Source organism: Mesorhizobium sp. B2-1-3A (genome assembly GCF_006442655.1).
GTDB lineage: Bacteria > Pseudomonadota > Alphaproteobacteria > Rhizobiales > Rhizobiaceae > Mesorhizobium.
Genome location: NZ_VFWK01000007.1, coordinates 266,033 through 291,747, shown reverse-complemented (window position 1 = coordinate 291,747; position 25,715 = coordinate 266,033). Strand labels below are relative to the sequence as shown.

Sequence of the window (25,715 nt, the reverse complement as noted above, 5' to 3'; positions counted from 1 at the left end):
TATCGCGGTCAGTGCAGGTTGGCGACGCGTCGGACCTCTTCCGCGGCTTGCCCGCCACCAAGGCCGATCTTGAGCGGCGCCGGCCGGCCGAACAGGTAACCTTGCACCACCTCGCAGCCGGCTGCCCGCAGCAGCGTGGCCTGGCTCTCGGTCTCGACGCCTTCGGCAATGATGCTGACGCCAAGCGCGCGCGAAAGTCCGACAATGGTCGAGACGACGGCGCCGGAGCTGGAATCGGTATCGATGCGGCTGACGAAGGAGCGGTCGATCTTCAGCTTGCCGAACGAGAAATCGATGAGATAGCTGAGGTTCGAGTAGCCGGTGCCGAAATCATCGACGGCAACGGAGATGCCCATTTCGGCAAGCTCTTTCAGGATGGCGGCAGCGCGATCGCGATCCTGCATCATCGCTGTCTCTGTGACTTCCAGCTCCAGCCGCGACGGCTTTATGCCGGTGGCCCGCATCGTGTCGCGCACGATGCCGACGAAATCCTTGGTCATGAACTGGACCGGCGAAATGTTGACGGCGACGAAACAGTCGTCTGGCAAATGCCGGGCGTCGTTGCAGGCTTTGCGCAGCACCCATTCGCCGATCGGGTTGATCATCCCGGTTTCCTCGGCGATCTGGATGAACTCCATGGGCGGGATCATGCCTCGCTCAGGATGGTTCCAGCGGATCAACGCTTCATAGCCGACGATGCGGCCGCTCGGCAGGTCGAGCTGTGGCTGATAATGGAGGTCGAAATCGCCACGTTCGAAAGCCGTGTGCAGCTCGGATTCCACCCATTGGCGATAGTCGGCGACTCGTCCCATCTCGCTGTCGAATACCGACCAGTTGCCAACGCCGCTGGCGCGCGCATGCTGCAGCGCCAGGTTGGACCGGCGCAGGATAAGGACCGGATCGACGCCATCCTTGGGCATCGCCACGATGCCCACGGACAGGCTCACCGATTGCTGATGGCTGCTGAGTTCATAGGGCTCCATCATCTCGTCGATGAGCCGCTCGATCATGCCCTCCATCGTCCCTGGGATCTGGTGATCCGGCAGCAATACCGCGAACTCCCCGGCACCGATGCGCCCGATCAGGGCGCGTGCGGGAACGCTGTCTTGCAGCCGCTTGGTGAAGGCGCGGATCAGCTCGTCGCCCTGGCTATAGCCAATCGCGTCGTTGATTTGCTTGAACCGGTCGATGTCGATGTCGATCAGGAACACCGGTTCACCGGTCCGGCTTGTCACGCATGCGGCCTCGGCGATCTTGCCGACCATCGCCGGTCGCGCCAGAAGTCCCGTCAGCTTGTCGAAATGGGTTTCGTTGAAAACGAAATCCGCCGATTCATCGACGCCGGCGAAGAAGGACATTGCCGCAACCGATGCCGCGAGTGCGCAAAGCGCAGCCATGATCGCGACCATCATGTCCACCGATATGCCGGCAAACTCGGCGCCGAGACCGTGCTTCAGACCCCAGATGCCGAGGACGAAACTGCCAATCCCCGAACTTGCTATCGTGAGCAGTCGGAACACCGGTGTTCGCTTCGGGTTGCTGACGGCAGGCATTCAAAGGTCCCCAGATTGCGGGCCTCTATAGCGGAAATCCTCTTAAAATGAGTTTCCGCGAATGCATCCAATTTTACTGGAGAGGATTATTTCTTTACTGGAAAAAGGACCATTTGCGCGAAACGGCTCCATCCATATTGCCCGAAACGTGTCGCCTTGACCCGTTTCAGGGCTCGTTAGCCATCCGTCTGCTTCAACTCATCGAGCGTCGGCATCGAGACGATGTGATAGCCGGAATCGACATAGTGGATTTCGCCGGTGACGCCGGAAGCCAGGTCGGACAGCAAATAAAGCGCCGAGCCGCCGACCTCGTCGATGGTGACGGTACGGCGCAGCGGCGAGTTGCGTTGCTGGTAGGAGAACATGTGGCGGGCGTCCGAAATGCCGGCGCCGGCCAGCGTGCGCACCGGTCCCGCCGAGATGCCGTTCACCCGGATGCCGCGCGGACCATAGTCATTGGCGAGGTAACGCACGCTGGCCTCGAGGCCGGCCTTGGCGACGCCCATGACATTGTAGTTCGGCATGACGCGGACCGAACCGGCATAGGTCAGCGTGATCATCGAGCCGCCCTGCGTCATCAGGGGCGCGGCATTGCGGGCGACTTCGGTGAAGGAGTAGCAGGAGATCACCATGGTGCGGACGAAGTTGTCGCGGCTGGTGTCGGCGTAAAGGCCCTTCAACTCGTTCTTGTCGGAAAAGCCGATGGCATGGACGACGAAATCCAGCCCACCCCAGGCATTGCCAAGCGTCTCGAACGTGGCGGTGACCGAAGCGCTGTCCTCGACATCGCAGGGAACGACCAGCGACGCGCCCAGCCTGTCGGCGAGCGGCTTGACCCGGCGGCCAAAGGCCTCGCCCTGGTAGGTGAAGGCGAGCTCCGCCCCATGCTCTGACAATTTCTGGGCGATGCCCCAGGCGATCGAATGGTCGTTGGCGACACCCATGACAAGCCCGCGCTTGCCCTTCATCAGTCCGTCCATGTCAGGCAATCCTTTTAGAAAAACGCTGGCCTTATGCGGAATAGCGCTGGAAAACGAGCGTCGCGTTGGTGCCGCCGAAACCGAAGGAATTTGACAGGACGGTGTCGATCTTGGCGTTGTCGATGCGCTTTCGCACGATCGGCATGCCCTCGAATTCAGGATCGAGCGTTTCGATATGGGCGCTCTCGCCGATAAAGCCGCCTTGCATCATCAGGATCGAATAGATGGATTCCTGCACGCCGGCCGCGCCCAGCGAATGGCCGGTCAGCGATTTCGTCGAGGTGATGAACGGCATCTTCTCGCCGAACACCTCGCGGATGGCGCCCATTTCCTTGGAATCGCCCACCGGCGTCGAGGTGCCGTGGGTGTTGATGTAATCGATCGGCGTGGAAACCGTCGCCAGCGCCTGGCGCATGCAGCGGACCGCGCCTTCGCCGGAAGGCGCGACCATGTCGTGGCCGTCCGAGGTCGCGCCGTAGCCGACGATTTCGGCATAGATCTTGGCGCCGCGCGCCTTGGCATGTTCCAGCTCTTCCAGCACCAGCACGCCGGCGCCGCCGGCGATGACGAAGCCGTCGCGATTGACGTCATACGCGCGGGAAGCGGCCGATGCCCTGTCGTTGAACTTCGACGACATGGCGCCCATGGCGTCGAACAGGTCCGACATCGTCCAGTCGAGATCCTCGTGGCCGCCGGCAAAGACGATATCCTGCTTGCCCCACTGGATCAGTTCGTAGCCATTGCCGATGCAATGCGCCGAGGTCGAGCAGGCCGATGAGATCGAATAGTTGACGCCGTGGATCTTGAACCATGTGGCCAGCGTAGCCGACGCGGTCGACGACATCGCCTTTGGCACCGCGAACGGACCGATGCGCTTGGGGCTGCCGTTCTTGAGCGTGGTTTCGGCCGCCTCGACAATGGTGCGGGTGGAGGGGCCGCCCGAGCCCATGACGATGCCGGTGCGCTCGTTGGTGACGTCGCTTTCGCTCAAGGCCGCATCCGCGATCGCCTGATCCATGGCGACGTGGTTCCAGGCCGCGCCCTGTGACAGGAAGCGCATCGCGCGACGATCGATCATGGCGGACGGGTCGAGTGTAGGCGCGCCCCAGACCTGGCAGCGAAAGCCATGTTCGGCGAAGGAATCGGAAAAGCTGATGCCGGATCTGGCGTCATGCAGCGAGGTCTGCACCTCATTGGCATTATTGCCGATCGACGACACGATGCCGAGGCCTGTGACTACGACACGTCTCATTCGCAACTCCTTCCAGGGATGCTGGCCAGTTGGTCGGCCAGGACTGCGGTCAAGCGACCGCCGACTGCTTGGACAGACCGACCTTCAGGTCGGTAGCCGCATATATGGGCTCGCCATCCGCCTTCATCCAGCCATCGGCGATGCCGAGCACCAGTCGGCCACGCATCACGCGCTTGAAATCCACGCCATACTCGACCTTTTTGACCGATGGGGTGACCATGCCCTTGAACTTGACCTCACCGGTCGACAGCGCCATTCCCTTGCCCGGTTCGCCGAGCCAGCCGAGATAGAAGCCGGTCAACTGCCACAAGGCGTCGAGGCCGAGGCATCCCGGCATGATCGGATTGCCGATGAAATGGCAGGCAAAGAACCACAGGTCCGGCTTGATGTCGAACTCGGCGCGGATGAAGCCCTTGTCGAAGGCGCCGCCCGTCTCGCTGATTTCGGTGATGCGGTCGAACATCAGCATGGGCGGGTAGGGCAGCTGGGCATTGCCCTCTCCGAACAGTTCGCCGCGGGCGCAGGCCAGCAATTCTTCGTAGTCGTAGCTGGATTTACCCGCCATCAATCTCGTCCCCATATCGTCCGGGCGGTAGCGCGCCCTTGTCGTTGGTGTCCTAACACAATCTGTTTCAGGCCGGAAACCGGCGCTTGCGCTTAACCCGCCAGTCTGCCCGGGTCAATGCGCGCTATTGATCGCATTCGGACGACAGAATATATGTCGACAGGGGTCCGGTTTCGGCAGACGTTCATTTTTTTGCCATTCTGGGCGTGTCTTGAAGCGGGACTGCAAGCTTGGAAGACCAGATGGACCGGGGCTGCCGGAAGGAAAATGTCGCTGTGGACAAGCGGGTGCGTGAAGCCGGCCTGAGGCCGACGCGCCAGCGTATTGCGCTGGCCGACCTGCTTTTTGCCAAGGGCGACCGCCATTTGTCGGCCGAGGAATTGCACGAGGAAGCGCTGGCCGCCGGTGTGCCGGTGTCGCTGGCCACGGTCTACAACGCGCTCCACCAATTCACCCAGGCGGGACTGCTGCGCATCCTGGCCGTCGAGGGCGCCAAGACCTATTTCGACACCAACACCTCGGACCACCACCATTTCTACGTCGAAGGCGAGAACCGGATTTTCGACATTGCAAGCGGCCCGGTGACGGTCACCAACCTGCCGGACCCGCCCGAGGGCATGGAAATCGCCAATGTCGATATCGTGGTGAGATTGCGCCCCAAGCGCCAGGAATGACCGGCAAGACCGGAACAATCTGACAATCCGGCTCGAATCGGCTGTCGTGGCGGCCCTCTGGACCGCCCACTTCGCCATCGACCGCGCATCGGGCCATGGCCTGAAACTGTCAACCGGTTTTCAGGATACCCATCTCGGCCGTATCGGCCACGGACGGAACGACCTCAGTCCTTGACCCGCTCGCCGGGATAGGCGCCCCAGACTGCCGCCTGGGCGAGCCAGCCAGTATGGCCGTCGAGCGTCATTTCGCACCATTGGCCGTCGCAGGACTTGATCGTGCCCATGACGCCCGGCTCGACGATCGCCACCACGCTGGCATCCTTGTCGGGGCTGCGCAGAAGATTGATCTGGGCGCCCTTGCCGCGCTGCCAGGGCGCGATGATCGCGGTACGCCGGCCTGACAGCAGCGACTGGTTGATCCAGCCTTCCGAACCGTCGGCATCGCGCACGCGGCGCCACGTATCGAACTCCTGGATGATCTCCATCGGCAGCCCTGCCTTCATATACATCCAGTCGACCGAATAATTGGCGCCGGGGCCGACGCGCGAGTTGACGCGTCCGGATTTCAGGCTGACGAATCGCGGCAATGGCAGGCCGCTAGGCCCGAGCGTGACGGCGCTCTGGGCTGGTGCGGCCGCGCTCTGCGCCGCGGCGAGCGGGGAATAGAGGAGAGCGCCGAGAAATGCTGCGCTGAGGGTCAGGCGAAGCGACGCGAAACCAGACACTTTCGTTCCTTTCGGCGCTGGCCCGGTGACCTCGGCGCCCCTTTTTCTTTGTCTTCGGCGGCACCGCTTGTTACATGGGTAAATCGGCTACCGCGACCGGCTTTCAGTTTCGCCGGTCTTGGTTAAAGAGGTCTCAACGAGGGAAACAATGCCAGGCAAAAAGAAGCCTCTCGTGGTCATCACGCGAAAGCTCCCCGACCCGGTCGAGACCCGCATGCGCGAGCTGTTCGACGCGAGGCTGAATGTCGAGGACAGGCCGATGACGCAGCCGGAACTGGTTGCCGCCGTCAAGGAGGCCGACGTGCTGGTGCCGACGGTGACCGACCAGATTGACGCGGCGCTGATCGCCCAGGCCGGCGACAACCTCAAGCTCATCGCCAATTTCGGCAACGGCGTCGACAAGATCGACGTGGCGGCGGCGGCCAAGAAGGGCATCACCGTCACCAACACGCCGAATGTGCTCACCGAAGACACCGCCGACATGACCATGGCGCTGATGCTGGCGGTGCCGCGACGGCTCGCGGAAGGCGCCAATGTGCTCACCGGCGACAAGAAATGGGCGGGCTGGTCGCCGACCTGGATGCTTGGCCGGCGTATCTGGGGCAAGCGCCTCGGTATTGTCGGCATGGGGCGTATCGGCACGGCCGTCGCTCGGCGCGCCAAGGCCTTCGGCCTCTCCATCCACTACCACAACCGCCATCGTGTCCTGCCGGCTGTCGAGGACGGGCTTGAGGCGACCTATTGGGAAAGCCTCGACCAGATGCTGGCCCGCATGGACATCATCTCGGTCAATTGTCCGTCGACGCCGGCGACTTTCCATCTTCTGTCGGCACGGCGCCTGGCTCTGCTGCAGCCCACGGCCTATGTCGTGAACACCGCGCGCGGCGACATCATCGACGAGGAAGCGCTGGTCAAGCTGATCCAGGACGGCAAGATCGCCGGCGCCGGCCTCGACGTCTACGAGCACGAGCCGGCGCTCAATGCCAAGCTGCTCAAGCTCGCCGCCAGGAACAAGGTCGTGCTTCTCCCGCATATGGGCTCGGCGACGCTCGAAGGCCGCATCGACATGGGCGAGAAGGTCATCATCAATATCCGGGCATTCGTCGATGGCCACCGCCCGCCGGACCGCGTGCTGCCGCTCAGGACCTGATCGGCTCGCCGTATTCAAGCGAAAGCCAAAACTTACGAAAGGTCCTTGCGCATGGTGATCGAGGTCGGCCTGGTGTAGCCGTCATGCGCCGTCCGTTCGGTCTCGTGGAAGCCGAGGCGGGCAAAGGCGGCATGGTTGGCAGTGAGTTCTATCCGTGTCTGCAACTCCAGTGCCACCTTGCCGTGGTCGAGCGCGAGCAGTTCGACCGCCCGCATCAGCCGCCGGCCAATGCCTTGCCCCTGGCAGTCCGGGTCGACGGCGAGCTTGCCGACGTAGAAATCATCTGCCCTTTCAAGAGCAAAGACGCAGCCGACGATCCTGGCGCCGTCGAAGGCCACCAAACCGGTCTCCCGCCCGGCCTTGTCGCGCAGTGTGTCTACGGTGAGCAGATGAGCGGAGGATGGCGGGTCGATAACGCCATCCATGAAGGCGAAGGCACGCATGATCAGGGCAAGCACCTCGTCCCAGCGGTTGAAGCCGATCGAAATGCGGTCGATGGAAAGCGGCATCGTTTGCGTCAAGGTCAGCGCCTGGCGTAGCGGATCGTTTCGAAGCGTGCGGCCAGCGCATCATAGAGCAACAGCCTGCCGACCAGCGGCTCGCCGATACCGGTTATCAGCTTGATCGCCTCCATCGCCTGCAGCGTTCCGACGACGCCGGTCAGCGCGCCAAGCACCCCGGCCTCGGCGCAGGACGGCACGAGGCCCGGCGGTGGAGCTTCCGGAAAGAGATCGCGATAGCCCGGGTTCGGCTTGCCATCCTTGCCGTTCTCGAAGGGCTTCAGCACCGTCACCGAGCCGTCGAAGCGACCGACAGCGGCATGCACCAGCGGTTTGCGCGCGCCCGCGCAAGCATCGGCCACCGTATAACGGGTCTCGAAATTGTCGGAACCGTCGACCACGATGTCATAGCGGGCGACAAGGGCAGGGGCGTTCTCCGCGCTCAGCCGGACTGTGTGGGTCTCGACCGCGGTGTTGGGATTGATACGGGCGATCGCCGCCTTTGCGCTCTCGGTTTTCAGCATGCCGACCGTATCGGTGCCATGGATGACCTGGCGTTGCAGATTGGACAGCGACACGGTGTCGTCGTCGATGATGCCGAGCGTGCCGACGCCGGCGGCCGCGAGATATTCGAGCACCGGCGCGCCCAGCCCGCCGGCGCCGATCACCAGAACCCGTGCTTGCTTGAGCCTCTGCTGGCCCGGGCCGCCGACCTCGGGCAGCACGATGTGGCGGGCATAGCGTTCGATTTCGTCGGAGGTGAGCGCGGTGGTCATGTCAGGACCATATAGCGGCTGAAAAACCTTGTCAGGAGCCTTCGGTTGGCCCAACCGTGCCGTGGTCGACGGTCAGGAACTGCGCGCGGCCCTGCAGGCTGGAAAACAGCGCGGCATCGGTACCCGTCATGAAGGCCTGGCAGTTCAACTCCTCGAGGATCGAAAACAGCGCCGCCCGCCGCCCGCCGTCGAGATGAGCGGCAATCTCGTCGAGCAGCAGGATCGGCGTCAGGCCCGACATCTCGCCGGTCAGCCGGGCATGTGACAAGACGATGCCGACCAGCAGTGCCTTCTGCTCGCCGGTGGAACAGAGTTCGGCCGGCATCGCCTTGGGCCTGTGTCTCACCAGGAGATCGGAACGGTGCGGCCCTTCGAGCGTTCGTCCGGCGGCGCGGTCACGATCGCGGCCGTCGGCGAGCGCCCGTCGGAACCGTTCCTCGACATCGACTGCCGGCGCGGCGGAAACTTCGGTTTCCAGATCGCCGGAGAGGCTGATGTCGGCCTGCGGGAACGGTCCGGTGTCGGGCAGCCTGTCGATCATGGCGGCGAGCAGGCGCACCAGTTCGGCGCGCGCCGCCGCAATGGCGACGCCGGTTTCGGCCATCTGTATCTCGATCGCTTCGAACCAGCGGTCGTCCCGAGACCCATCCGTCAGCAATCGGTTACGGCCGCGCATCGCCTTTTCGTAGTCGAGCGCCCGCTGCCCATGGCCGGGATCGATTGCCAGCACCAGCCGGTCAAGAAAGCGTCGGCGATCCGCGGCCGGTCCGGTGAACAGCGCGTCCATGGCCGGCGTCAGCCACACCACTCGCAGCCATTCCAGCATGTCTTCGGCCGATCTCGCGGTCGCGCCGTTGATGCGAACCCGCCTGCCGCCTTCGCCCTCACCGCCGGAAATGCCCGTGCCGATCTCGACCTGGCCGTCAGGCCCGTCGAGACGGGCGTGCAGCGCAAAGCCGCCATCGCCGCCCTCGCGTGCGACATCGGCATAGGGCGCACGGCGCAGGCCGCGCCCAGGCGTTAAAAAGGAAATCGCTTCAAGGAGGTTGGTCTTGCCGGCGCCGTTGTCGCCGGAAAAGACCACGGGCCCAGGGGCGAGATCGATCGTCAGCGCCGCATAGTTGCGAAAATTAGTAAGTGTAAGCTTACTTATATGAGTTTGTGCCGGCAACCGCTATCCGCCTGTAGAAGTCGCCATTGTTGTCGCTGCGGGTCCCGCCGCAGAACCGGACCGATGATGAAGCGCCGGCTATACCCGCATCGGCATCAGCACGTAAAGCGCGGTCTCGTCGGCCATGTCGTGGATCAGTGTCGGCGAACCGGCATCGGCCAGCATGAATTTGGCTTCCGTGCCGGTCAGCTGCGCGGCGACATCGAGCAGATATTTGGCGTTGAAGCCGATCTCGATCGGGTCGGACGAATAGTCGGCGGCCAGTTCCTCGGTGGCACTGCCTGAATCCGGGTTGTTGACCGCAAGTGTCACCTGGCCTTCGCTGATCGAAAGCTTCACCGCGCGGCCGCGTTCGGAGGAGATGGTCGAGACGCGGTCGACCGCGGCGGCAAAACTCTGGCGGTCGAGGATCAGCTTCTTGTCATTGCCGGTTGGAATCACCCGCTGATAATCGGGGAAGGTGCCGTCGATCAGCTTCGAGGTCAGCACCACGCTGCCGATGGTGAAGCGGATCTTGGTGTCGGACAGTTCGGTCGTCACGGCGACATCCGGGTCGTCGACCAGCTTCTGCAGCTCGCTCACCGTCTTGCGCGGAATGATGATGCCCGGCATGCCCTCGGAGCCCGCCGGCGCATCGATTTCGGCGCGCGCCAGACGGTGGCCGTCGGTGGCCACCGAGCGCAGCTTCAGCTTGCCGCCGACTTCATGCGTGTGCAGGTAGATGCCGTTGAGATAGTAGCGCGTTTCCTCGGTGGAAATGGCGAATTGCGTCTTCTCGATCAGCCCCTTCAGGGCAACCGAGTCGAGCCGGAAGATATGCGAGAAGGATCCGGCGGAGAGCTCGGGGAAATCGGATTGCGGCAGGCATTGCAGGCGGAAGCTCGATCGGCCCGACGTCACCGTCATGGCGTTGCCGTCTTCATCCGTCTTCAGCATCACCTCGGCGCCGTCCGAGAGTTTGCGCACGATGTCGTAGAGCAGGTGCGCCGGAACCGTCGTCGCGCCGCCGCGCTCGACCTTGGCGGGCGTCGCTTCCGTCACCTCCAGATCGAGGTCGGTCGCCTTCATTTCGAGGCTGGCGCCCTCGGCGCTGAGCAGCACATTGGACAGGATCGGTATCGTGTTGCGCCGTTCGACCACGCGATGGACGTGGTTGAGCGACTTCAGGAGATTTGACCGTTCCAGGATAACACGCATGACGAAACAGGCTCGCTTGAAAGGATGAGCGGGTCTCCGGCTGGCGGCGCCCCGCGAAAGGTCTGAACAGGCTCAGAATCTGCGTAAACTGACAGGAAAAAGCCAGCAAACGCAAGCCCGCGCCGCCGGTTCCGGGCGGCTGCGCGGGCTTTCTGGGGATAAAGGCCGCGAAGACCGCCGGGCAGGGTGCTGAATCCGGAATCCGGATCGCCACCAGCCAGTGCCGCGAGCCAATTTAATCGCGACCACGGAGCAGGCAAGCCATTGAATTCCGGCGCGGTTCTGGCTTGCCTGTCCCGGTCCGTTCAGGCCTGGTCGTTGATCAGCCGCCGCAGCAGCTCGAGTTCCTGCGCCAGCGTGTTGTCGTTGCCGGACAGGTCCTCGATCTTGCGCACGGCGTGCAGCACCGTGGTGTGGTCACGGCCGCCAAAGCGCCGTCCGATTTCGGGCAGCGAGCGCGGCGTCATCACCTTCGACAGGTACATGGCGACCTGCCGCGGCTTGACGATGGTGCGCGTGCGCCGGTTGGACAGCAACTCCGTCTTCGAGACATTGTAGTGGCGCGCCACGATGCGCTGGATGTCCTCGATGCGAACCCGCTTCGGCTCGCCGGTGCGATAGATATGGCCGAGGATCTCGTCGATGCGGTCGATGGTGATCTGCGGCTCGAACGACTGGCGGAACAGCAGCTGATTGAACGCGCCTTCCAGTTCGCGTCCGCTGCCGGTCACGGTGCGGGCGACGTGATTGAGGATTTCGTCTGAAATGTCGAGCGACGCGTCGTCAACCCGGGCCGTGGCCAGGCGCAGCTTGAGCATGCCGAGGCGCATGGCGAAGTCAGGCGCCGACATTTCGAGCGCGACGCCGCCATTGAGGCGCGAGCGGACTCGCGGCTCGAGCGATTCCAGCTCCGACGGCGGCCGGTCGGCGGCGACAACGACTTGCTTGGCGCTGTCGAGCAGCATGTTGATCAAATGGCAGAATTCATGCTGGATCGACTTGCCCTGCAGGAACTGCATGTCGTCGATGATCAACAGGTCGATGTCGCGCAGCTGTTCCTTGAGCGTCAGCGCATTGTTGTCGCGGATCGCCGTGGCGAAGCGCCACATGAAATATTCGGCGGTGAGATAGACGACGCGCGACTTGGGATTCTGCTTCAGCGATTCCGCCGCGATGGCCTGCAGCAGATGGGTCTTGCCGAGCCCGACAGTCGCGTGCAGGAAAAGCGGATTGAAGCGCACTGCGCTCGACTGCGATTCCGCCACGGCCTTGGCGGCGGCGAAAGCCACCCGGTTCGACGGGCCTTCGATGAAGGAACCGAACGTGTAGCGCGGGTCGAGCGGGGATCCCAGCACATTGTGGCGGAACTCGCTCTCTGTCGCGGCGCCCGGACGCGGCACCGGCGGGCGTTCCACCCTGCCGGGGCTCACGGTGCCGGCGGCCAATGCCGTTTGCGTCTGCCGTGTCATCTTGCGTGCCGGGGCCAATTCCGGTTCCGCATGGCTGCGTCCCTGGCGGGTGGCCGTGCGCACCACGATCTCGATCTTGAGGAGATCGGCATCCTCCTGCTTCCACAGCTCGGAGATGAGGTCGAGATAGTGGCCGTTGATCCACGAGCGCAGGAACGCGGTGGGCACCGAGATGCGGACAATGCCCTTGGATGCCTCCGCGACCTTCATCCGGCCGAACCAGCTCGAATAGACTTCAGCCCCCAGGCGCGCCTTCAACTGGGTCTTGACCCGGTCGAACTTCTGTTCCGCATCGCTGGAGACCGCCATCTCGTTTGCTCCGATCAAAGTTCCAGGAAATGGGAGGTCGCCCGTAAGCTCCCTTTCGATGCCGCTCTGCATGATCGAGTTCCTTGTTTTTGTACCTGTTTTTCCGCCGGGGATGCGCCTCCTGCATCCTTCTTCCAGCGACTGCGCTTTGCTACGACGTCCGCTGCCGCCGCTGGCAGTGAACATCGCCCATTGTCTGAGGGAACCGGTGCCGGCCCATGGAAGCCAGTCCGCGTTGGGTATCTCAGGGCAATACAACACCGTCCGGCGAAAACGCCGGCGCGCCGTCGACCTGCCATGTCTAGTTACGCCAGTCCCCTACCGTATCGAAAAAGAGCAAACCAAACCCATCCGCGGACTTGATCCGCGTCGCAAATCCCGCCAATTTAAGCTGGCCGCGTCAGGCTGGGTTAAGGGCCCAGAGGCCCGTCCCTTTCGATGGATCGACATTACCGAAATCGCTGTGGATAGGGCAAGGCCACGTCTAACGGATTTTTAAGGAATCTGGTTACCTCGGGCGCGTCGGAGCGCCATGCCACGGCGGTGTATTTTGACAAAGCCATTGTGATTCAAACCCTTTTCCGGCGAATATGAAAAAGACGGGCCGGCGCGAAATATTCTGAAATAATTTGCTTGACAGCCAGTTGTCCTCCCACCTCCCCGGGGTGCTGTGGACAAGCTGTGGACGACCGCAGGTAACTATTTGAAAAATAATGCTTATTTATGAGAATTAAGAATTCTTAAGCGGATGCTTTTCAAGCGTGCCAACCATCAGCGGACATGCATGTGCCGGCAAAGCATTTCGAAGCTTGGAATCCGCTTTGACCACCGTTTCCGAGTATTCTTTTTAAGTGCTTGCCGGCAAACGAAAAAACCCGGCGTGATCGGCCGGGTTTTACAGAAGATCAGTCTGAAAAGGCGATGTCAGGCAGACAACACCTTGAGGCGCTGGGCCAAGCGCGACACCTTGCGGGACGCTGTGTTCTTGTGGATGACGCCCTTGGTCGCGGCGCGCATCAATTCCGGCTCGGCGGCCTTGAAGGCGGCCTGTGCGGCGGCCTTGTCGCCGGAAGCGAGTGCTTCCTCGACCTGGCGGACATAGGTGCGCACGCGCGAGCGGCGGTTCTTGTTGATCGCTGCGCGGCGGACGATCTTGCGCGTTGCCTTTTTGGCCGAGGATGTGTTGGCCATGATGCCTCTCTTCTGATCTGGTCGGCGCACGCGGCATGCCGCAGGGCGCAAAAAACAAACGGGCAGCCACGGGGCCGCCTCGGTTGGTGCGGCTTATAGTTCAGCTTTTCCGGCGCGTCAACGCTGCCCGGCGTTCTTTTTGGTCGCCGCCCCAGGGTTTCGATCGTCGGCCGGCAACGCTTTACCGATTGGTGAAATTCGGCTTCCGCTTTTCGGCGAAAGCCGCCATGCCTTCCTTCTGGTCTTCGAGCGCGAAAAGCGAATGGAACAGACGGCGTTCGAACCGCAATCCCTCCGCCAGCGTCGTCTCGTAGGAGCGGTTGACGGCTTCCTTGGCCATCATCACCGACGGCAGCGAGAAATCGGCGATCTTGGCCGCCGCCTTGATCGCCTCCTCGAGGAGTTCGCCGGCAGGCACGACCCGCGACACCAGGCCTGAGCGCTCGGCTTCCGCTGCATCCATCATCCGTCCGGTCAGGCACATATCCATCGCCTTCGACTTGCCGACGAACCGGGTCAGGCGTTGCGACCCGCCCATGCCGGGAATGACGCCGAGCGTGATTTCGGGCTGGCCGAATTTTGCCGTGTCGGCGGCAATGATGAAATCGCACATCATCGCCAGTTCGCACCCGCCACCCAGGGCATAGCCGGCCACCGCCGCAATGATCGGCTTGCGCGCCCGCGTGAACTCTTCCCATCCGACGAAGAAGTCCTGGCTGTAGGCGTCCACATAGGAGATCGCCTGCATCTCCTTGATGTCGGCCCCGGCGGCAAAGGCCTTGTCGGAGCCGGTAACAACCATGGCGCCAATGCCGGGGTCGGCGCCGAAACCGTTCACGGCTGAGACGAGTTCGGCGAGGATCTGGGAATTCAGCGCATTGAGCGCCTTTGGCCGGTTCAGCGTGATCAGTCCGACCTTGCCGCGCGTCTCGGTGATGATCGTTTCATAGGCCATGGCTGCTTCTCCTCGCGATCCGGTCTATCTCTTTGTTTTGACGCAATTCCCAAGCGAAAGCGCCATGCGCCTCCCGGGAAAACTGTTCACTAACTCAGCTCTGGCACGTCCGGCAATAGAAGGTCGAGCGTCCGCTCTGCACGATACGCTCGATGTGACCGCCGCAGCCGGGTTTCGGGCAGGGCTGCCCCTCGCGGTCGTAGACGGCGAAGGAGTGCTGGAAGTAGCCCAGCGATCCGTCGGTGTGCACGTAGTCGCGCAGCGACGACCCTCCGGCGGCGATGGCATCGGATATGACCGAGCGGATCGCCTCGGCCAGGCGTTCGCTCTGTTCCCTGGCCTTCTTGCCCGGCTTGGCGATGGTGCCCGCCTCGCGCAAGGGCGACAGGCCGGCACGCCAAAGCGCCTCCGAGACATAGATATTGCCAAGTCCCGCGATCAGCCTCTGGTCGAGAAGTGCTGCCTTGAGCGGCGATCTGCGGCCTTTCAGCAACGAGGCGAGCAGCACTCCGTCCAGCGTATTGCCCGTGGGCTCGACCCCCAGCCCGGCCAGCATCGGATGCGTCTCCGGCGATCCTTCCGCAAACAGCATGAAACCGAAGCGGCGCGGGTCGTTGAAGATTACGCGCGACAGCGCACCGGCGGCGGAGACCACATGGAACACGACATGGTCGTGCACCGTGCTTTTCGAGCGTTCGTGGTGGAACACGCCTGGTGTGTCGCTGTCATCGTCTGTCTCGATACGAAAGGAGCCCGACATGCCGAGATGGCAGATCAGCAGCGGGCCGTCCTGCACGTGCATGGTCAGATATTTGGCGCGGCGGCCAAGCGCCGTGATCGTCCTGCCGGTCAGTCGTTCCGAAAACCGTTCGGGAAAGGGAAACCGCAGATCCGGCCGTCGCGCCTCGACCCGGGTCAGACGGGCACCTTCCAGGACAGGCTGCAGGCCGCGCCGGACCGTTTCGACTTCGGGCAATTCAGGCATGGCCGCCAATCATCGCATGGAAAGAGGTGCCGTGGCGGCCGGGCGTCAGCCCGAGGTGTTCGGCGACGGTCTCGCCGATATCGGCGAATGTTGTTCTCAGTCCGATGTCGCCCCCCCTCAAACCGGGTCCCGTGCCGATCACCGGTATACGTTCACGCGTATGATCGGTCCCACGCCAGGTCGGATCATTGCCGTGGTCGGCCGTCAGGATGAGAAGGTCGCCCTGCCGCAGCCTTGCGAGTGCTTCCGGCAGCCGCCGGTCGAAGGCCTCGAGCGCGGCGGCATAGCCGGCGACATCGCGGCGATGACCGAATTCTGTGTCGAAATCGACGAAATTGGCAAAAACGAGATCGCCATCGCCGGCATCGTCCATCGCGCCGAGCGCCTTGTCGAACATGGCCATGTTGCCGGCGGCCTTGCGCACCTCTGAAATCCCGCGATGCGCGAAGATGTCGCCGATCTTGCCGACGGCGATGACGCGACTCCCCCGCGCGGTCAGCCGGTCGAGCAAGGTCGGCTCCGGTGGCGGCACGGCATAGTCGTGGCGATTGTACGTCCGTTCGAAGGTCGCGGCGGTTTCACCGACGAACGGCCGTGCGATCACGCGCCCGATTCTGAGCGGATCAACCAGACGGCGCACGACCTGACAGAATTCATAAAGCCGCTCCAACCCGAAATGGACTTCATGCGCGGCGATCTGCAGGACCGAGTCGACGGAGGTGTAGCAGATCGGCTTGCCGGTGCGGATGTGCTCCTCGCCGAACCGTTCGATGATTTCGGTGCCCGGCGCATGGCAGTTGCCGAGGATCCCTGAAACCTCGCCCTCGCGGATCATCGCAGCGGTCAGATCAGCCGGAAAGGCTGGGACCGTATTCGGGAAATAACCCCAGTCGAAACGCACCGGCAGGCCCGCGATCTCCCAGTGGCCGGACGGGGTGTCCTTGCCGCTCGAAACTTCCTGCGCCGCGCCATGGAAGGCATTGGCGAGCAGATCCGTCCCGAAATGGGCGAAAGCCAGTCCTGTCGCCGTCTCGGCTGCCTTGCCAAGTCCGAGCGATGCCATGTGGGGGACAAACAGCGGCCCTTGTCGAAGCCGCTCGCGATCCGCGCGCCCTTCGGCGCAAGCTTCAGCGATATGCGCGAGCGTGTTGGCGCCGGCGTCGCCATAGCGTTCGGCATCGGCCGCGCCACCGATGCCGAAAGAATCCAGGACAAAGAGGAAAGCACGCGCCATCGGGTCATTATCGCCAGTTTTGACGCCCAGACATAGGGTTCCACGGCGGCATTGGCAATTCGGAAACCAAACGGCAACGGCTTGGCGCGATAGTCCAGTGAATGTCGCCCAAAAGTGCGCAGCGGTTTTGGGGCAACGACATGAACAGACTCAGAGTGAATGTCGCCCAAAAGTGCGTTGCGGTTTTGGGGTAACGACATGAACAGACTCAGAGTGAATGTCGCCCAAAAGTGCGTTGCGGTTTTGGGGTAACGACATGAACAAACCTAAGAGTCCATGTCGCCCAAAAGTGCGCAGCGGTTTTGGGGCAACGACAAGCTCAATCCAGAATGTAAAGTGTCGCGCGCAGCGGGCAGTGGATATGGATCGAAGAAAACGCAGGACGGTCTTGTCATGAATGCCATGCGGAAGGCATGCGCTGCCCTTGTAGCCGTGCACGGGGCGCTTTGGTGTGGTCCGGCGCGGGCCGACTGGCGCGATGATATCGGCACGTTTCGCATCGGTATCGTCGCCGAGCCTGGCGCCGGCAACACCGTTCCGGGGCTGGCGCTGTTGACGCAATCCTTTACCAATGCGCTTGGCATGAAGGTGGAGTTCGTCGTGGCGCACGATTATGCGGCACTGATCGAGGCGCAGGCCAATGCCCGGATCGAATATGCCATCTATTCGGCGACGGCCTACGCGACGGCGCTGCAGCGTTGTGGATGCATCGAGCCGCTTGTGGCTCCGGTCGATTCCGACGGCGCGGCCGGCATCCGCTCCGTGCTGCTGACCAGGGACGGCAAACTGCCCGACCTGGCGGCGATGGAGACGCACCGGATCGCCATGCCGCCGCCGGACAGCGTCGGAGGTTCGCTTTTGCCGCTGGCGGGGCTGGCTGCCGAACACGTCAAGGTCGCTGAAGATTCACCGTTTCTGGTCCATGCCGATTCGGCGTCCGCGGCGGAAAAAATGCTCTTCGATGGCCAGGCTGACGCTTTGTTCGGTTGGGTGACGGCGACGGCCGACGGCCAGCCATTGTTGTCTGACGGCACGCAGGCAAGGTTGGAAGAGGCCGGCCTTGCGCCGTCGGCATTTCAAGTCGTGTGGACGTCGGGCTTGCTGAGATACGGTCCCCATGCCGTACGCAGCGATCTCGACCCGGAAGCCAAGCGCCGGCTGACCGTCTTCCTCACCAACCTCAAATCGACGACGCCGGATGTCTACGATCTTCTGGAATCGAAACACTCCGGCGGCTTTTTGACCGTTGCCCCAAAGGACTATGCGACGGCGGAGGCCATCGTGCGCCTGGTGTCGGCTGATGGTGGGCAGCAGTAGAAGTCTTCAGCAATCGCTGCAGGGGATCGTCAGGCTCCTGCGCGGGCGCAGATAGTAGGTCTCGCCCATCGGGATCGTCGTGGTCAGGGATTGGGTCAGTCCAAGCTTTTGTTGGGTGTCCGGCTGCCAGTTGATAATTGGCGAATAGGCGAGGTTGCTCTCGACGCGGATGAGGAAGGTACCGGCGACCTTGAGCGTTGCCGGAACCGTAGTGGCCGTGCCTGCGGTGGCGCCGACGCTATTGACGCCATTGAGCACCTTGCGCGACCACACCACGTTCACCTTGGGTGGCGTATCGGTGGTGACCTGTATCGCGGTGATGGTGATGTTCGGCGTCGAGCGGTTGTAGGGCTGGATGGTCGAGGTGCCGATTTGCATGATGGCGTCGAGATCCGCCTTGACGATGGTCGGCTGCTGCGTGACGAGGTCGGCAACCATGCTGCCGATGCGGCTGACCTTCTTGCTGGTCTCGATGGCCTGCGAAGCCTCCATGGTCATGAAGTACATGACCAGCAGGATAGGCACGATAAGGGCGAATTCGACCGCCGCCACGCCCTTGCGATTGGACGAGAATCGAACCAGCTTTCCCCAGGCTCCCGCAAATCTCAGATGTGCCCCCGCACGCATCATGGCATTGCCTTTTTTCTTGTTGGCGTCTTCGAACTCAATTGTCGAACGGTTCGTTCTGCCAGGTGATCGACGCAAAATGCAGCGTCCTGCCACCGCTCAGATTGGCCATCGACTTGGCCATCAGATCGGTCACCACAGGCCATGCGTAGAAGACCCGCAGCATGTTTCTCGATTCCGCCGGACCTGGCGAGTTCGCGAAATCCTGCTGGGTGGTGCCTTGCATCAAAACGACTTTGCCGCCAGCGATCTTGAAGCTCGCCAGGGCCGCGTCGGCGAAAGTCGAATATTGGCGGAGGTCGACGAGCAACTGGTCGGGGCAATCCGTGGAGACGATGATCTGCAGTCTGCCGCAGATCAGGGTCGTCAATTTGGTTCCCGCGACATCGGCCGGCTTCAACTGCCCCGTGCGCAACTGGCGCGCGACATCGTCGGTGATGTTGGCCATCACCTCCTGGCCGGCAAAAGAGATGCAACTTTCAAGGATGGCGAACACAAGGAGGGCGAACGGCAATGCGAGCAGCGCGAATTCCAGCGCCGTGCTGCCACGCCGGTCGCGTACGAAGCGCCTGAAAGACCTGGCGCGCTCCACCTTGTGCTGACCTGTCGAGCCGAATTCGTTGCCCATGCCCTGTTCCTGCCATCCCTGGACGGTCCTGACAGGTGTATTAGCGCAAACCAATTGAGGTCCGGTTTGAATGATCGTTAAAGTCGGCGCTAGCGTCTTAACTGGCCGGTAACCTGGACGACCGCCGGGGCCGTGCAGCCTATCTGCTGACGTTCATTTCGGCTTCGGAGGATTTTTCGGCCTCGCTCTTGTAGGAGCTCTCGCAATAAGGCGTGCAAGACATGGTTTGGACCTCGGCACGCCGATAGATGCGAACCGACGAGGCTGCCTGCCGCACGACGGTAACCTGGGCGTCGACGATCGGGCTGCCGTCCTGGTCGAGAACGACGAGATTGGTGACACCGAAACCCTTGCCGGTGAGCACGATCGTCGAGGCATCCTGGACGGAGGCATCGGCGATTGCCGGATTGCCGACGACGATTGTGTCGGCGGGGCGCGACAGCTTCACGATCTTGGCCTGATTCATGGTGACTTCTATATCGGCGCCGGCTCTGGCTGGCGTGACCAGGCTCGTGGCGGCAAGAAGCACGGCAATCAGGATTGAGGATCTCTGCACGGCCATCGAGGCGCTCCAAGCAAGCAAACTGTTCAACGGAACATGAACGAGATTGGTGAACCAACGGTTAAGCCGGCTTGCTGGTGCCGGATATGGCGATCGGCACGGCTGCCCGCATGGTCAGATCCGCCCTGGGTCGCAAGATTCCTTAAGCCCTTGCCCTTTGCGGCGTTGGCCTGGGGAACGGTACTTTAGCCGGCGCTTAGCATGGAGTTAACCAAGCACTCCGTTCGAGCCGGGAAAGGAATCGGTAAGGCTGTTTATTAAGCCGATCGAAAGAGCTTCTCCCTAGATTGGCAAGCATCCGATCAACCACCACAGAAGTTGACGGAAGTGCTGTAACACGTGGAGTAGGAGCTCTCGAATGTCTAATCTTTTTGCACGTTTCGTGAAGGACGAATCCGGCGCGACCGCTATCGAATATGGTCTGATCGCCGCTCTCATCGCGCTCGCCATCATCACCGGCGCCGGCGCACTCGGCAATGCGATCAACGCCAAGTTCACTTCCATCGGAAGCACCCTGAACAGCAGCGGCAGCTGATCTGCTTATTGTTGAACGCTCCGATAGCGTTCCAGACAGGGGCCGCCACATGGCGGCCCCTGTTTTATTCTGTTCGTCCACGTCGCTGCCGATACCAGCCATCTTTTCGTTTCGGGCCTCATCAATCGTTAATCGAACGAGCCTAGATTGAGCCCCTTGGAATTCTGACAATAGGCATGAGCGCCGATGCTTGAAGCCCTGATCTTCGTCGTCTTTCCGTTCTGCATGCTGTTTGCCGCGATCTCCGACATGCTGTCGATGACAATTGCCAATCGCGTGTCAGTGCTGCTTGTCGTCGTCTTTGCGCTGGTTGCGCCGCTGACAGGTATGGAATGGGCAGCCTACGGTTGGCATTTCGCCGCCGGCGCCCTGGTCCTTGCCGTGACGTTCGGCCTGTTCGCAATGGGTGGCATGGGTGGAGGCGATGCCAAACTGCTCGCCGCCACGGCCGTGTGGATGGGGTTGAACATCCATCTCGTCGAATACCTTGTTGTCTCGACAATGATCGGCGGCCTGCTGACGCTTGCCATTCTCGTCTATCGGAAGTCGCCGCTGGCGGTGATTACCGGACGCAATCCATTCCTGCGTCATTTCGCGGATGATACGACCGGGGTGCCCTATGGGATCGCGCTCGGTCTGGGCGGACTGCTGACCTATCCGGATTCGCCCTTGATGGTGTGGGCGCTGGCAAGGCTGGCGAGCTGAACGCGATCTGAATTCCGTCACCTTGATCGGGTTGCCCGACCGGCTTTGGAAAGCTCCGGAGGGCCAGGGCCCTCTTTTGCATCCGTGGCGGGGCGATCCAGCTAATTTATGTAAACTTTAAATTAATCACGATCGTAAGCATTGCATTAACCTTGTTTTGACGATTGCCGCTGCAAAGTCCGGCTTGGCTAGGTGGTTTGCCAAGGGCGAGGGTTCGGACAGATGCCAGCATCCCGACTGATTATTCTGAGCGTGGCGGTGGCTGCGGCAGGTGGCGCTGGCTATGTCGCAAAAAACATGGTCGCCGCGCCGCCGCCCCAGATCGTCGTCGATTCGGGTCCCCAGGCTCCTGCCGTACCCCTGCAGGACGTGCTTGTGCTCTCTGGAGATGTCGCTATGGGCAACGCGCTTCAGAACAACATCTCCTGGCAATCCTGGCCGGCCGACGGCGTCAACGCGAATTTCATCACCAAGGCAACCGCTCCCGACGCCCTGGACAAATTGAAGGGGTCGATTGCCCGTGTGCCGATGTACGCGGGTGAGCCCGTGCGGCGTTCCAAGCTGATCGGCGAGGGGCAGAGCTTCATGTCGTCCATCCTGCCTTCCGGGATGCGGGCGGTCGCCACCACCATATCGGCCGATACGTCGGCAGGCGGCTTCATCCTTCCAAACGATTTTGTCGACGTCATCATGACGCGAAGGGCCGATGCGAACAGCGGCAGCACCGGTTTCAACACTGAAACCATCCTCAAGAACATCCGCGTCCTGGCAATCGACCAGACCATCCAGGAGGATGAGGAGGGCAAGAAGACCAGGGTCGGCCAGACCGCCACGCTGGAGCTCACGCCCAAACAGGCGGAGATCATCACCGTTGCCCAGCAGATGGCCGATCGCCTGACGCTGGCGCTGCGGGCGATCACGGACACCCAGGAAAAGAATGTGGACGAGGCCGACTATCTCGTTTCCGGCAATGGCCGCAAGGGAACGGTGAGATTGATCAAGTCGGGTGAAGTTTCCGAAGTAGGGGCAAGGAAATGAGGCTAAGCGGTAAACTGCCGGCAATCGCAGCCGCGGCATTCGGCCTGCTGCTCGTCGGAACGAATGTGCAGGGCGTTGTCGAGGCGAAGAGTACGCAGGTGACGGCTACGACAGCCACGCAGCGCGTCAAGCTGGGCCTCAACAAATCGGTGGTCATAGACTTGCCGAGCGATGCCTACGACATTCTTGTCGCCAACCCGAGCGTCGCCGATGCGGTGACCCGCACCGCAAGGCGTATCTACCTGTTCGGCAAGTCGGTCGGCGAGACCAACATCTTCGTCTTCGGTCCGAACGGCGAACAGATCGCCAGCCTGGATCTGGCCGTCGAACGCGACGTTGCCGGCCTGGAGGGCTACATCAAGCGCTTCCTTCCAACCTCGGCCATCAAGGTGGAACTGCTGAACGACAACGTCGTCCTGACTGGAACGGTCGATACGCCGCTGGATGCGAAGCGAGCGGTCGACCTGGCGACGATCTTCGTCTCGGGCGGTGAAGCGACGACGGGTCAATATTCGCAGACCGCTGCCGGCGGCTCGGCCCAGAGCGGTGTCGACATCAACAACCCAGATCAGGAACGACGCGTCTCGAAGATCGTCAATCTCCTGCAGATCATCGGTGACGACCAGGTCACGCTGAAAGTGACCGTCGCTGAAGTCAGCCGGTCCGTGATGAAACAGCTCGGCGTCAACATGGTCGGCAGTGGCGGCAGCAACGGCATCAGCTACGGCGCGCTCAGTGACCCTTTCGCGGGTCTCGGCAAGCCGCTGTCGAACGCGGGCCTCAGTATCAGTGCGTCGGGGCTGCAGTCCTATATCAACGCAATGGAGCAATCCGGGGTCATGAAGACCTTGGCCGAGCCAACCTTGACCGCCGTATCCGGCGAGAAGGCGACCTTCAAGGTCGGTGGCGAATACAACATGGTGAGCAGCGTCTCCCAGAACGTATCCAGTGACAACCAGACCGGTCTGAAGACCTATACGGTCGACAAGATCGAGTACGGCATCGGCCTGGAATTCCAGCCGGTGGTTCTGTCGCCCGGTCGCATAAGCCTGAAAGTCAGAACCTCGGTTTCCGAACCGACAACCGAGGGGTCCGTGTCGGCCTCCACGGACAATAAGAGTATCGGCATGAACGCACTGTCACTGCGCAAGCGCCTTGCCGATACGACGGTTGAACTGCCCTCGGGTGGCTCCATGATGATCGCCGGCCTGGTTCGCGACGATGTCAGGCAGGCCGTCAACGGCTTGCCTGGATTGACGAAGATCCCCGTGCTCGGCGCGCTTTTCCGCAGCAGAGATTTCGTGCGCAATGAGACCGAGCTGGTGATCATCATCACGCCCTATCTGGCGAAGCCGGTGGCACGCAACGATCTCGCCAAGCCGGACGACAATTTCAACCCTGCCAGCGATGGTGCCGCCATGTTCCTTGGCAAGGTCAATCGCGTCTACGGCACCATGCAGACCGACAAGCCCAACGGCCGGTACCACGGCGTTGTCGGCTTCATCTACAAGTGAATGGGGAAGCGGACATGTCTCAGTCAGCGTTGAACACAAGGAGCATCGCCACGACGATGCGCACCGGCCGTTCGCGGACCAGCCTGCGGGCGCTCCCGATCCTGGCGGTGGCGGTAACGGCCTTGCTGGCCGGCTGCGCCCAGCGCGACAGCATCACCGTCGGAGCCATTCCGGACGACTATCGCACCAATCATCCGATCGTGATCGCCGAAAAGAACCAGAAGATCGATCTTCCTGTCGGCGCCGGCGACCGTGGCATGACCGGTTCGCAGCGCGACACGCTGCTCGGTTTCCTCGACGGCTATGACAAGAGTGCCGCTCCGACATTGACGATCCAGATCCCCAGCGGATCGGCCAATCAGGTCGCCGCGTCGGCGGCGGGCCGCGATTTCGCCCGGCTGGCGGTCGCCAGCGGCGTCAAGCGCAACCGGATCGTCGTGGTTTCCTATCAGGTTGGATCGAGCGAGGCATCGGCACCGGTTCGCGTCTCCTATATCGCGGTGAGAGCCCAGACCGACAAATGCGGACGCTGGCCCGACAATCTGGTCGAGACATCGGAGAACAAGCACTATGCCGACTTCGGCTGCTCCTATCAGAACAATCTCGCCGCCCAGATGGCCAACCCGGCCGATCTGCTCGGGCCGCGCAAGCAGAGCACCATCGACGCGGAAAACCGCGGCGCGGTGATCGATGTCTACCGCAACAGGGGCATTTCGAATGAATTCCTCGGCAATTCGGAAGTGACCTACTAAGCCGCCCTTGGGAAAGAGAAGACACGGAAAGAACAGGCCACGGAAAGAGCATGACCATGAGCAACCTTGCCTATGACGCCACCGTGGACGGCGGTGACACCTCACCGCAGGACATCGCCGCGATGCAGGCGTTGCGGCCGGTCCCCCGCATCTCGATCCAGGCATTCTGCGAGACCGAGGGCGTTGCCAATCCGGTCGAGCGCGCCGGCGAGGACCGCCGCATGACCAAGGCGCATCTGAAGGTCCATATGGGCGGCGTTCCCACGGCCATCGAATTCTATCAGTCGGCACCAACGCCGAACCTGATCCTGCTGGAGTCGCGCAGCGAACCCAAGCAATTGCTGGAGCAGCTCGCCCAGCTCTCGGAACACTGCGATCCATCCTCGAAAGTGGTGGTTATCGGCCATTACAACGACGTCGGTCTCTATCGCGAACTGATCCGCTCCGGCATCTCCGAATATGTCATCGCTCCGGTGTCGATGGCCGACATCGTCAGTGTCGTGTCGTCGATTTTCGTCGACCCTGAGGCCGAACCGCTCGGCCGTTCGGTGGCCTTTGTCGGCGCCAAGGGCGGCGTCGGCTCTTCCACCATCGCCCACAATGTAGCCTGGGCAATGTCCTCCCTGTTCAAGTCCGAGGTCGTCGTTGCCGACCTCGACCTCGCCTTCGGCACGGCCAACATCAATTTCGACCAGGACCCGGCACAGGGCATCGCCGAAGCGGTGTTTTCGCCCGAACGCATCGACGAAGTCTATCTCGACCGGCTGCTGACCCAGTGCGCGGAGCATTTGTCGCTGCTCGCGGCGCCCTCGACGCTGGAACGCGTCTACGACTTCGATCCCGATGCCTTCGCGCAGCTTGTCGATACAGCGCAGCGCAGCGTACCGCTCCTGGTGCTGGACGTTCCCCATGTCTGGACGGGCTGGGCCAAGAACACGCTGGTCAAGGCCGACGAGATCGTCATCACGGCGACGCCGGAGCTGGCCAATCTGCGCAACACCAAGAACCTGATCGACATGCTCAAGCGGCTGCGCCCCAACGACCCGCCGCCGAAGCTCATCATCAACCAGGCCGGCGTGCCCAAGCGGCCGGAAATTTCGCCGTCCGATTTCGCCGAGCCGCTCAGCCTGACGCCGATGGCGGTCATCGGCTTCGATCCTTTGCTGTTCGGCAATGCCGCCAACAACGGGCGTATGCTGGGCGAAATGGATGCCAAGAACCAGATTGTCGCGACCATCAATGAGATTGCCCATGTGCTCACCGGGCGAAGCGAAATCCGGACGAAAAAGAAGGCTGGCCTGGGCAGCCTGCTCGGCAAGCTCTCGCGCAACAAGAAGTGATGCTTTGGAAC

The 25,715-nt window shown here is 62.1% G+C and carries 26 protein-coding genes and 1 pseudogene; 10 read left to right on the top strand and 17 right to left on the bottom strand.

All coding sequences use genetic code 11. The features are described from left to right. Positions 1 to 8 precede the first annotated feature (8 nt). The 4 genes from FJ977_RS28535 to fabA form a co-directional block, all read right to left on the bottom strand. Positions 9 to 1,553 (bottom strand): bifunctional diguanylate cyclase/phosphodiesterase, encoded by a 1,545-nt coding sequence (locus FJ977_RS28535; protein ID WP_140775487.1) that lies wholly within the window; start codon positions 1,551 to 1,553, stop codon positions 9 to 11. A gap of 176 nt (positions 1,554 to 1,729) precedes the next feature. Beyond that, on the bottom strand, positions 1,730 to 2,533 hold the full coding sequence (gene fabI, locus FJ977_RS28530) for an enoyl-ACP reductase FabI (protein ID WP_056569944.1): 804 nt from the start codon (positions 2,531 to 2,533) through the stop codon (positions 1,730 to 1,732). Positions 2,534 to 2,564: 31 nt separating this feature from the next. Further along, complete coding sequence (fabB, locus tag FJ977_RS28525; protein WP_140775486.1) at positions 2,565 to 3,785, bottom strand: beta-ketoacyl-ACP synthase I; 1,221 nt, start codon at positions 3,783 to 3,785, stop codon at positions 2,565 to 2,567. A gap of 49 nt (positions 3,786 to 3,834) precedes the next feature. Further along, the gene (gene fabA, locus FJ977_RS28520) at positions 3,835 to 4,350 is read right to left on the bottom strand and encodes a 3-hydroxyacyl-[acyl-carrier-protein] dehydratase FabA (protein WP_010913332.1); all 516 of its coding nucleotides are present in this window, start codon (positions 4,348 to 4,350) and stop codon (positions 3,835 to 3,837) included. 242 nt (positions 4,351 to 4,592) lie between these two features. On the opposite strand from fabA, the gene irrA reads away from it, so the two are divergent. Then, complete coding sequence (gene irrA, locus FJ977_RS28515) at positions 4,593 to 5,024, top strand: iron response transcriptional regulator IrrA (protein WP_140775644.1); 432 nt, start codon at positions 4,593 to 4,595, stop codon at positions 5,022 to 5,024. 46 nt (positions 5,025 to 5,070) lie between these two features. Then, a pseudogene (locus FJ977_RS28510) lies at positions 5,071 to 5,199 on the top strand (DUF4260 family protein); the annotation flags it as partial. Here the strand turns inward: FJ977_RS28510 and FJ977_RS28505 are convergent. Continuing rightward, positions 5,189 to 5,749, bottom strand: a complete 561-nt coding sequence (locus FJ977_RS28505) for an SH3 domain-containing protein (RefSeq protein ID WP_140775485.1) — start codon at positions 5,747 to 5,749, stop codon at positions 5,189 to 5,191. The pseudogene FJ977_RS28510 and the gene FJ977_RS28505 sit on opposite strands and share 11 nt — an antisense overlap. A gap of 148 nt (positions 5,750 to 5,897) precedes the next feature. Here FJ977_RS28505 and FJ977_RS28500 point away from each other — a divergent pair, with 148 nt between their 5' ends. After that, positions 5,898 to 6,899 (top strand): D-glycerate dehydrogenase, encoded by a 1,002-nt coding sequence (locus tag FJ977_RS28500; protein ID WP_140775484.1) that lies wholly within the window; start codon positions 5,898 to 5,900, stop codon positions 6,897 to 6,899. Positions 6,900 to 6,931: 32 nt separating this feature from the next. Here FJ977_RS28500 and FJ977_RS28495 read toward each other — a convergent pair whose 3' ends face one another. The 9 genes from FJ977_RS28495 to FJ977_RS28455 all read right to left on the bottom strand — a co-directional run bounded on the left by FJ977_RS28495 (position 6,932) and on the right by FJ977_RS28455 (position 16,686). Next, on the bottom strand, positions 6,932 to 7,408 hold the full coding sequence (locus FJ977_RS28495; RefSeq protein WP_140775483.1) for a GNAT family N-acetyltransferase: 477 nt from the start codon (positions 7,406 to 7,408) through the stop codon (positions 6,932 to 6,934). Positions 7,409 to 7,422: 14 nt separating this feature from the next. After that, positions 7,423 to 8,175: a molybdopterin-synthase adenylyltransferase MoeB gene (locus tag FJ977_RS28490; RefSeq protein ID WP_140775482.1), complete on the bottom strand. Its 753-nt coding sequence runs from the start codon at positions 8,173 to 8,175 to the stop codon at positions 7,423 to 7,425. A 31-nt stretch (positions 8,176 to 8,206) separates the two neighbouring features. Beyond that, on the bottom strand, positions 8,207 to 9,346 hold the full coding sequence (gene recF / locus FJ977_RS28485) for a DNA replication/repair protein RecF (protein ID WP_140775481.1): 1,140 nt from the start codon (positions 9,344 to 9,346) through the stop codon (positions 8,207 to 8,209). Between the two features lie 78 nt (positions 9,347 to 9,424). Continuing rightward, the gene (gene dnaN, locus FJ977_RS28480; protein WP_010913340.1) at positions 9,425 to 10,543 is read right to left on the bottom strand and encodes a DNA polymerase III subunit beta; all 1,119 of its coding nucleotides are present in this window, start codon (positions 10,541 to 10,543) and stop codon (positions 9,425 to 9,427) included. Positions 10,544 to 10,848: 305 nt separating this feature from the next. Continuing rightward, a complete protein-coding gene (dnaA, locus tag FJ977_RS28475) occupies positions 10,849 to 12,393 on the bottom strand; it encodes a chromosomal replication initiator protein DnaA (protein WP_140775480.1) in 1,545 nt (514 codons plus the stop codon). An 852-nt stretch (positions 12,394 to 13,245) separates the two neighbouring features. Continuing rightward, the gene (gene rpsT, locus FJ977_RS28470) at positions 13,246 to 13,512 is read right to left on the bottom strand and encodes a 30S ribosomal protein S20 (protein WP_056569958.1); all 267 of its coding nucleotides are present in this window, start codon (positions 13,510 to 13,512) and stop codon (positions 13,246 to 13,248) included. 181 nt (positions 13,513 to 13,693) lie between these two features. Next, complete coding sequence (locus FJ977_RS28465; RefSeq protein ID WP_140775479.1) at positions 13,694 to 14,467, bottom strand: enoyl-CoA hydratase; 774 nt, start codon at positions 14,465 to 14,467, stop codon at positions 13,694 to 13,696. A 94-nt stretch (positions 14,468 to 14,561) separates the two neighbouring features. Further along, positions 14,562 to 15,452, bottom strand: a complete 891-nt coding sequence (gene mutM / locus FJ977_RS28460; protein ID WP_140775478.1) for a bifunctional DNA-formamidopyrimidine glycosylase/DNA-(apurinic or apyrimidinic site) lyase — start codon at positions 15,450 to 15,452, stop codon at positions 14,562 to 14,564. Then, positions 15,445 to 16,686: a phosphopentomutase gene (locus tag FJ977_RS28455; protein ID WP_140775477.1), complete on the bottom strand. Its 1,242-nt coding sequence runs from the start codon at positions 16,684 to 16,686 to the stop codon at positions 15,445 to 15,447. The genes mutM and FJ977_RS28455 overlap by 8 nt, the downstream gene beginning before the upstream one ends. Positions 16,687 to 17,079: 393 nt before the next feature. Here FJ977_RS28455 and FJ977_RS28450 point away from each other — a divergent pair, with 393 nt between their 5' ends. Continuing rightward, complete coding sequence (locus FJ977_RS28450) at positions 17,080 to 18,003, top strand: phosphate/phosphite/phosphonate ABC transporter substrate-binding protein (protein WP_140775476.1); 924 nt, start codon at positions 17,080 to 17,082, stop codon at positions 18,001 to 18,003. 6 nt (positions 18,004 to 18,009) lie between these two features. On the opposite strand, the gene FJ977_RS28445 is transcribed toward FJ977_RS28450, so the two are convergent. From FJ977_RS28445 to FJ977_RS28435, 3 genes are all read right to left on the bottom strand, one after another. Beyond that, the gene (locus FJ977_RS28445; RefSeq protein WP_140775475.1) at positions 18,010 to 18,633 is read right to left on the bottom strand and encodes a TadE/TadG family type IV pilus assembly protein; all 624 of its coding nucleotides are present in this window, start codon (positions 18,631 to 18,633) and stop codon (positions 18,010 to 18,012) included. A 34-nt stretch (positions 18,634 to 18,667) separates the two neighbouring features. After that, complete coding sequence (locus FJ977_RS28440; protein ID WP_140775474.1) at positions 18,668 to 19,258, bottom strand: TadE/TadG family type IV pilus assembly protein; 591 nt, start codon at positions 19,256 to 19,258, stop codon at positions 18,668 to 18,670. 139 nt (positions 19,259 to 19,397) lie between these two features. Then, positions 19,398 to 19,820: a pilus assembly protein N-terminal domain-containing protein gene (locus FJ977_RS28435; RefSeq protein WP_140775473.1), complete on the bottom strand. Its 423-nt coding sequence runs from the start codon at positions 19,818 to 19,820 to the stop codon at positions 19,398 to 19,400. 358 nt (positions 19,821 to 20,178) lie between these two features. Here FJ977_RS28435 and FJ977_RS28430 point away from each other — a divergent pair, with 358 nt between their 5' ends. From FJ977_RS28430 to FJ977_RS28405, 6 genes are all read left to right on the top strand, one after another. After that, complete coding sequence (locus FJ977_RS28430; RefSeq protein ID WP_056569967.1) at positions 20,179 to 20,355, top strand: Flp family type IVb pilin; 177 nt, start codon at positions 20,179 to 20,181, stop codon at positions 20,353 to 20,355. Between the two features lie 186 nt (positions 20,356 to 20,541). After that, positions 20,542 to 21,060, top strand: a complete 519-nt coding sequence (locus FJ977_RS28425) for a prepilin peptidase (protein WP_140775472.1) — start codon at positions 20,542 to 20,544, stop codon at positions 21,058 to 21,060. Between the two features lie 222 nt (positions 21,061 to 21,282). Then, the gene (cpaB, locus tag FJ977_RS28420; protein ID WP_140775471.1) at positions 21,283 to 22,098 is read left to right on the top strand and encodes a Flp pilus assembly protein CpaB; all 816 of its coding nucleotides are present in this window, start codon (positions 21,283 to 21,285) and stop codon (positions 22,096 to 22,098) included. Further along, complete coding sequence (locus FJ977_RS28415) at positions 22,095 to 23,612, top strand: type II and III secretion system protein family protein (RefSeq protein ID WP_140775470.1); 1,518 nt, start codon at positions 22,095 to 22,097, stop codon at positions 23,610 to 23,612. Before cpaB ends, FJ977_RS28415 begins: the two co-directional genes overlap by 4 nt. Positions 23,613 to 23,626: 14 nt before the next feature. Further along, positions 23,627 to 24,364, top strand: coding sequence for a CpaD family pilus assembly protein (locus FJ977_RS28410; RefSeq protein WP_140775469.1), 738 nt, complete (start codon positions 23,627 to 23,629; stop codon positions 24,362 to 24,364). Between the two features lie 50 nt (positions 24,365 to 24,414). Further along, a complete protein-coding gene (locus FJ977_RS28405; RefSeq protein ID WP_140775468.1) occupies positions 24,415 to 25,704 on the top strand; it encodes a CpaE family protein in 1,290 nt (429 codons plus the stop codon). Positions 25,705 to 25,715: the final 11 nt, after the last annotated feature.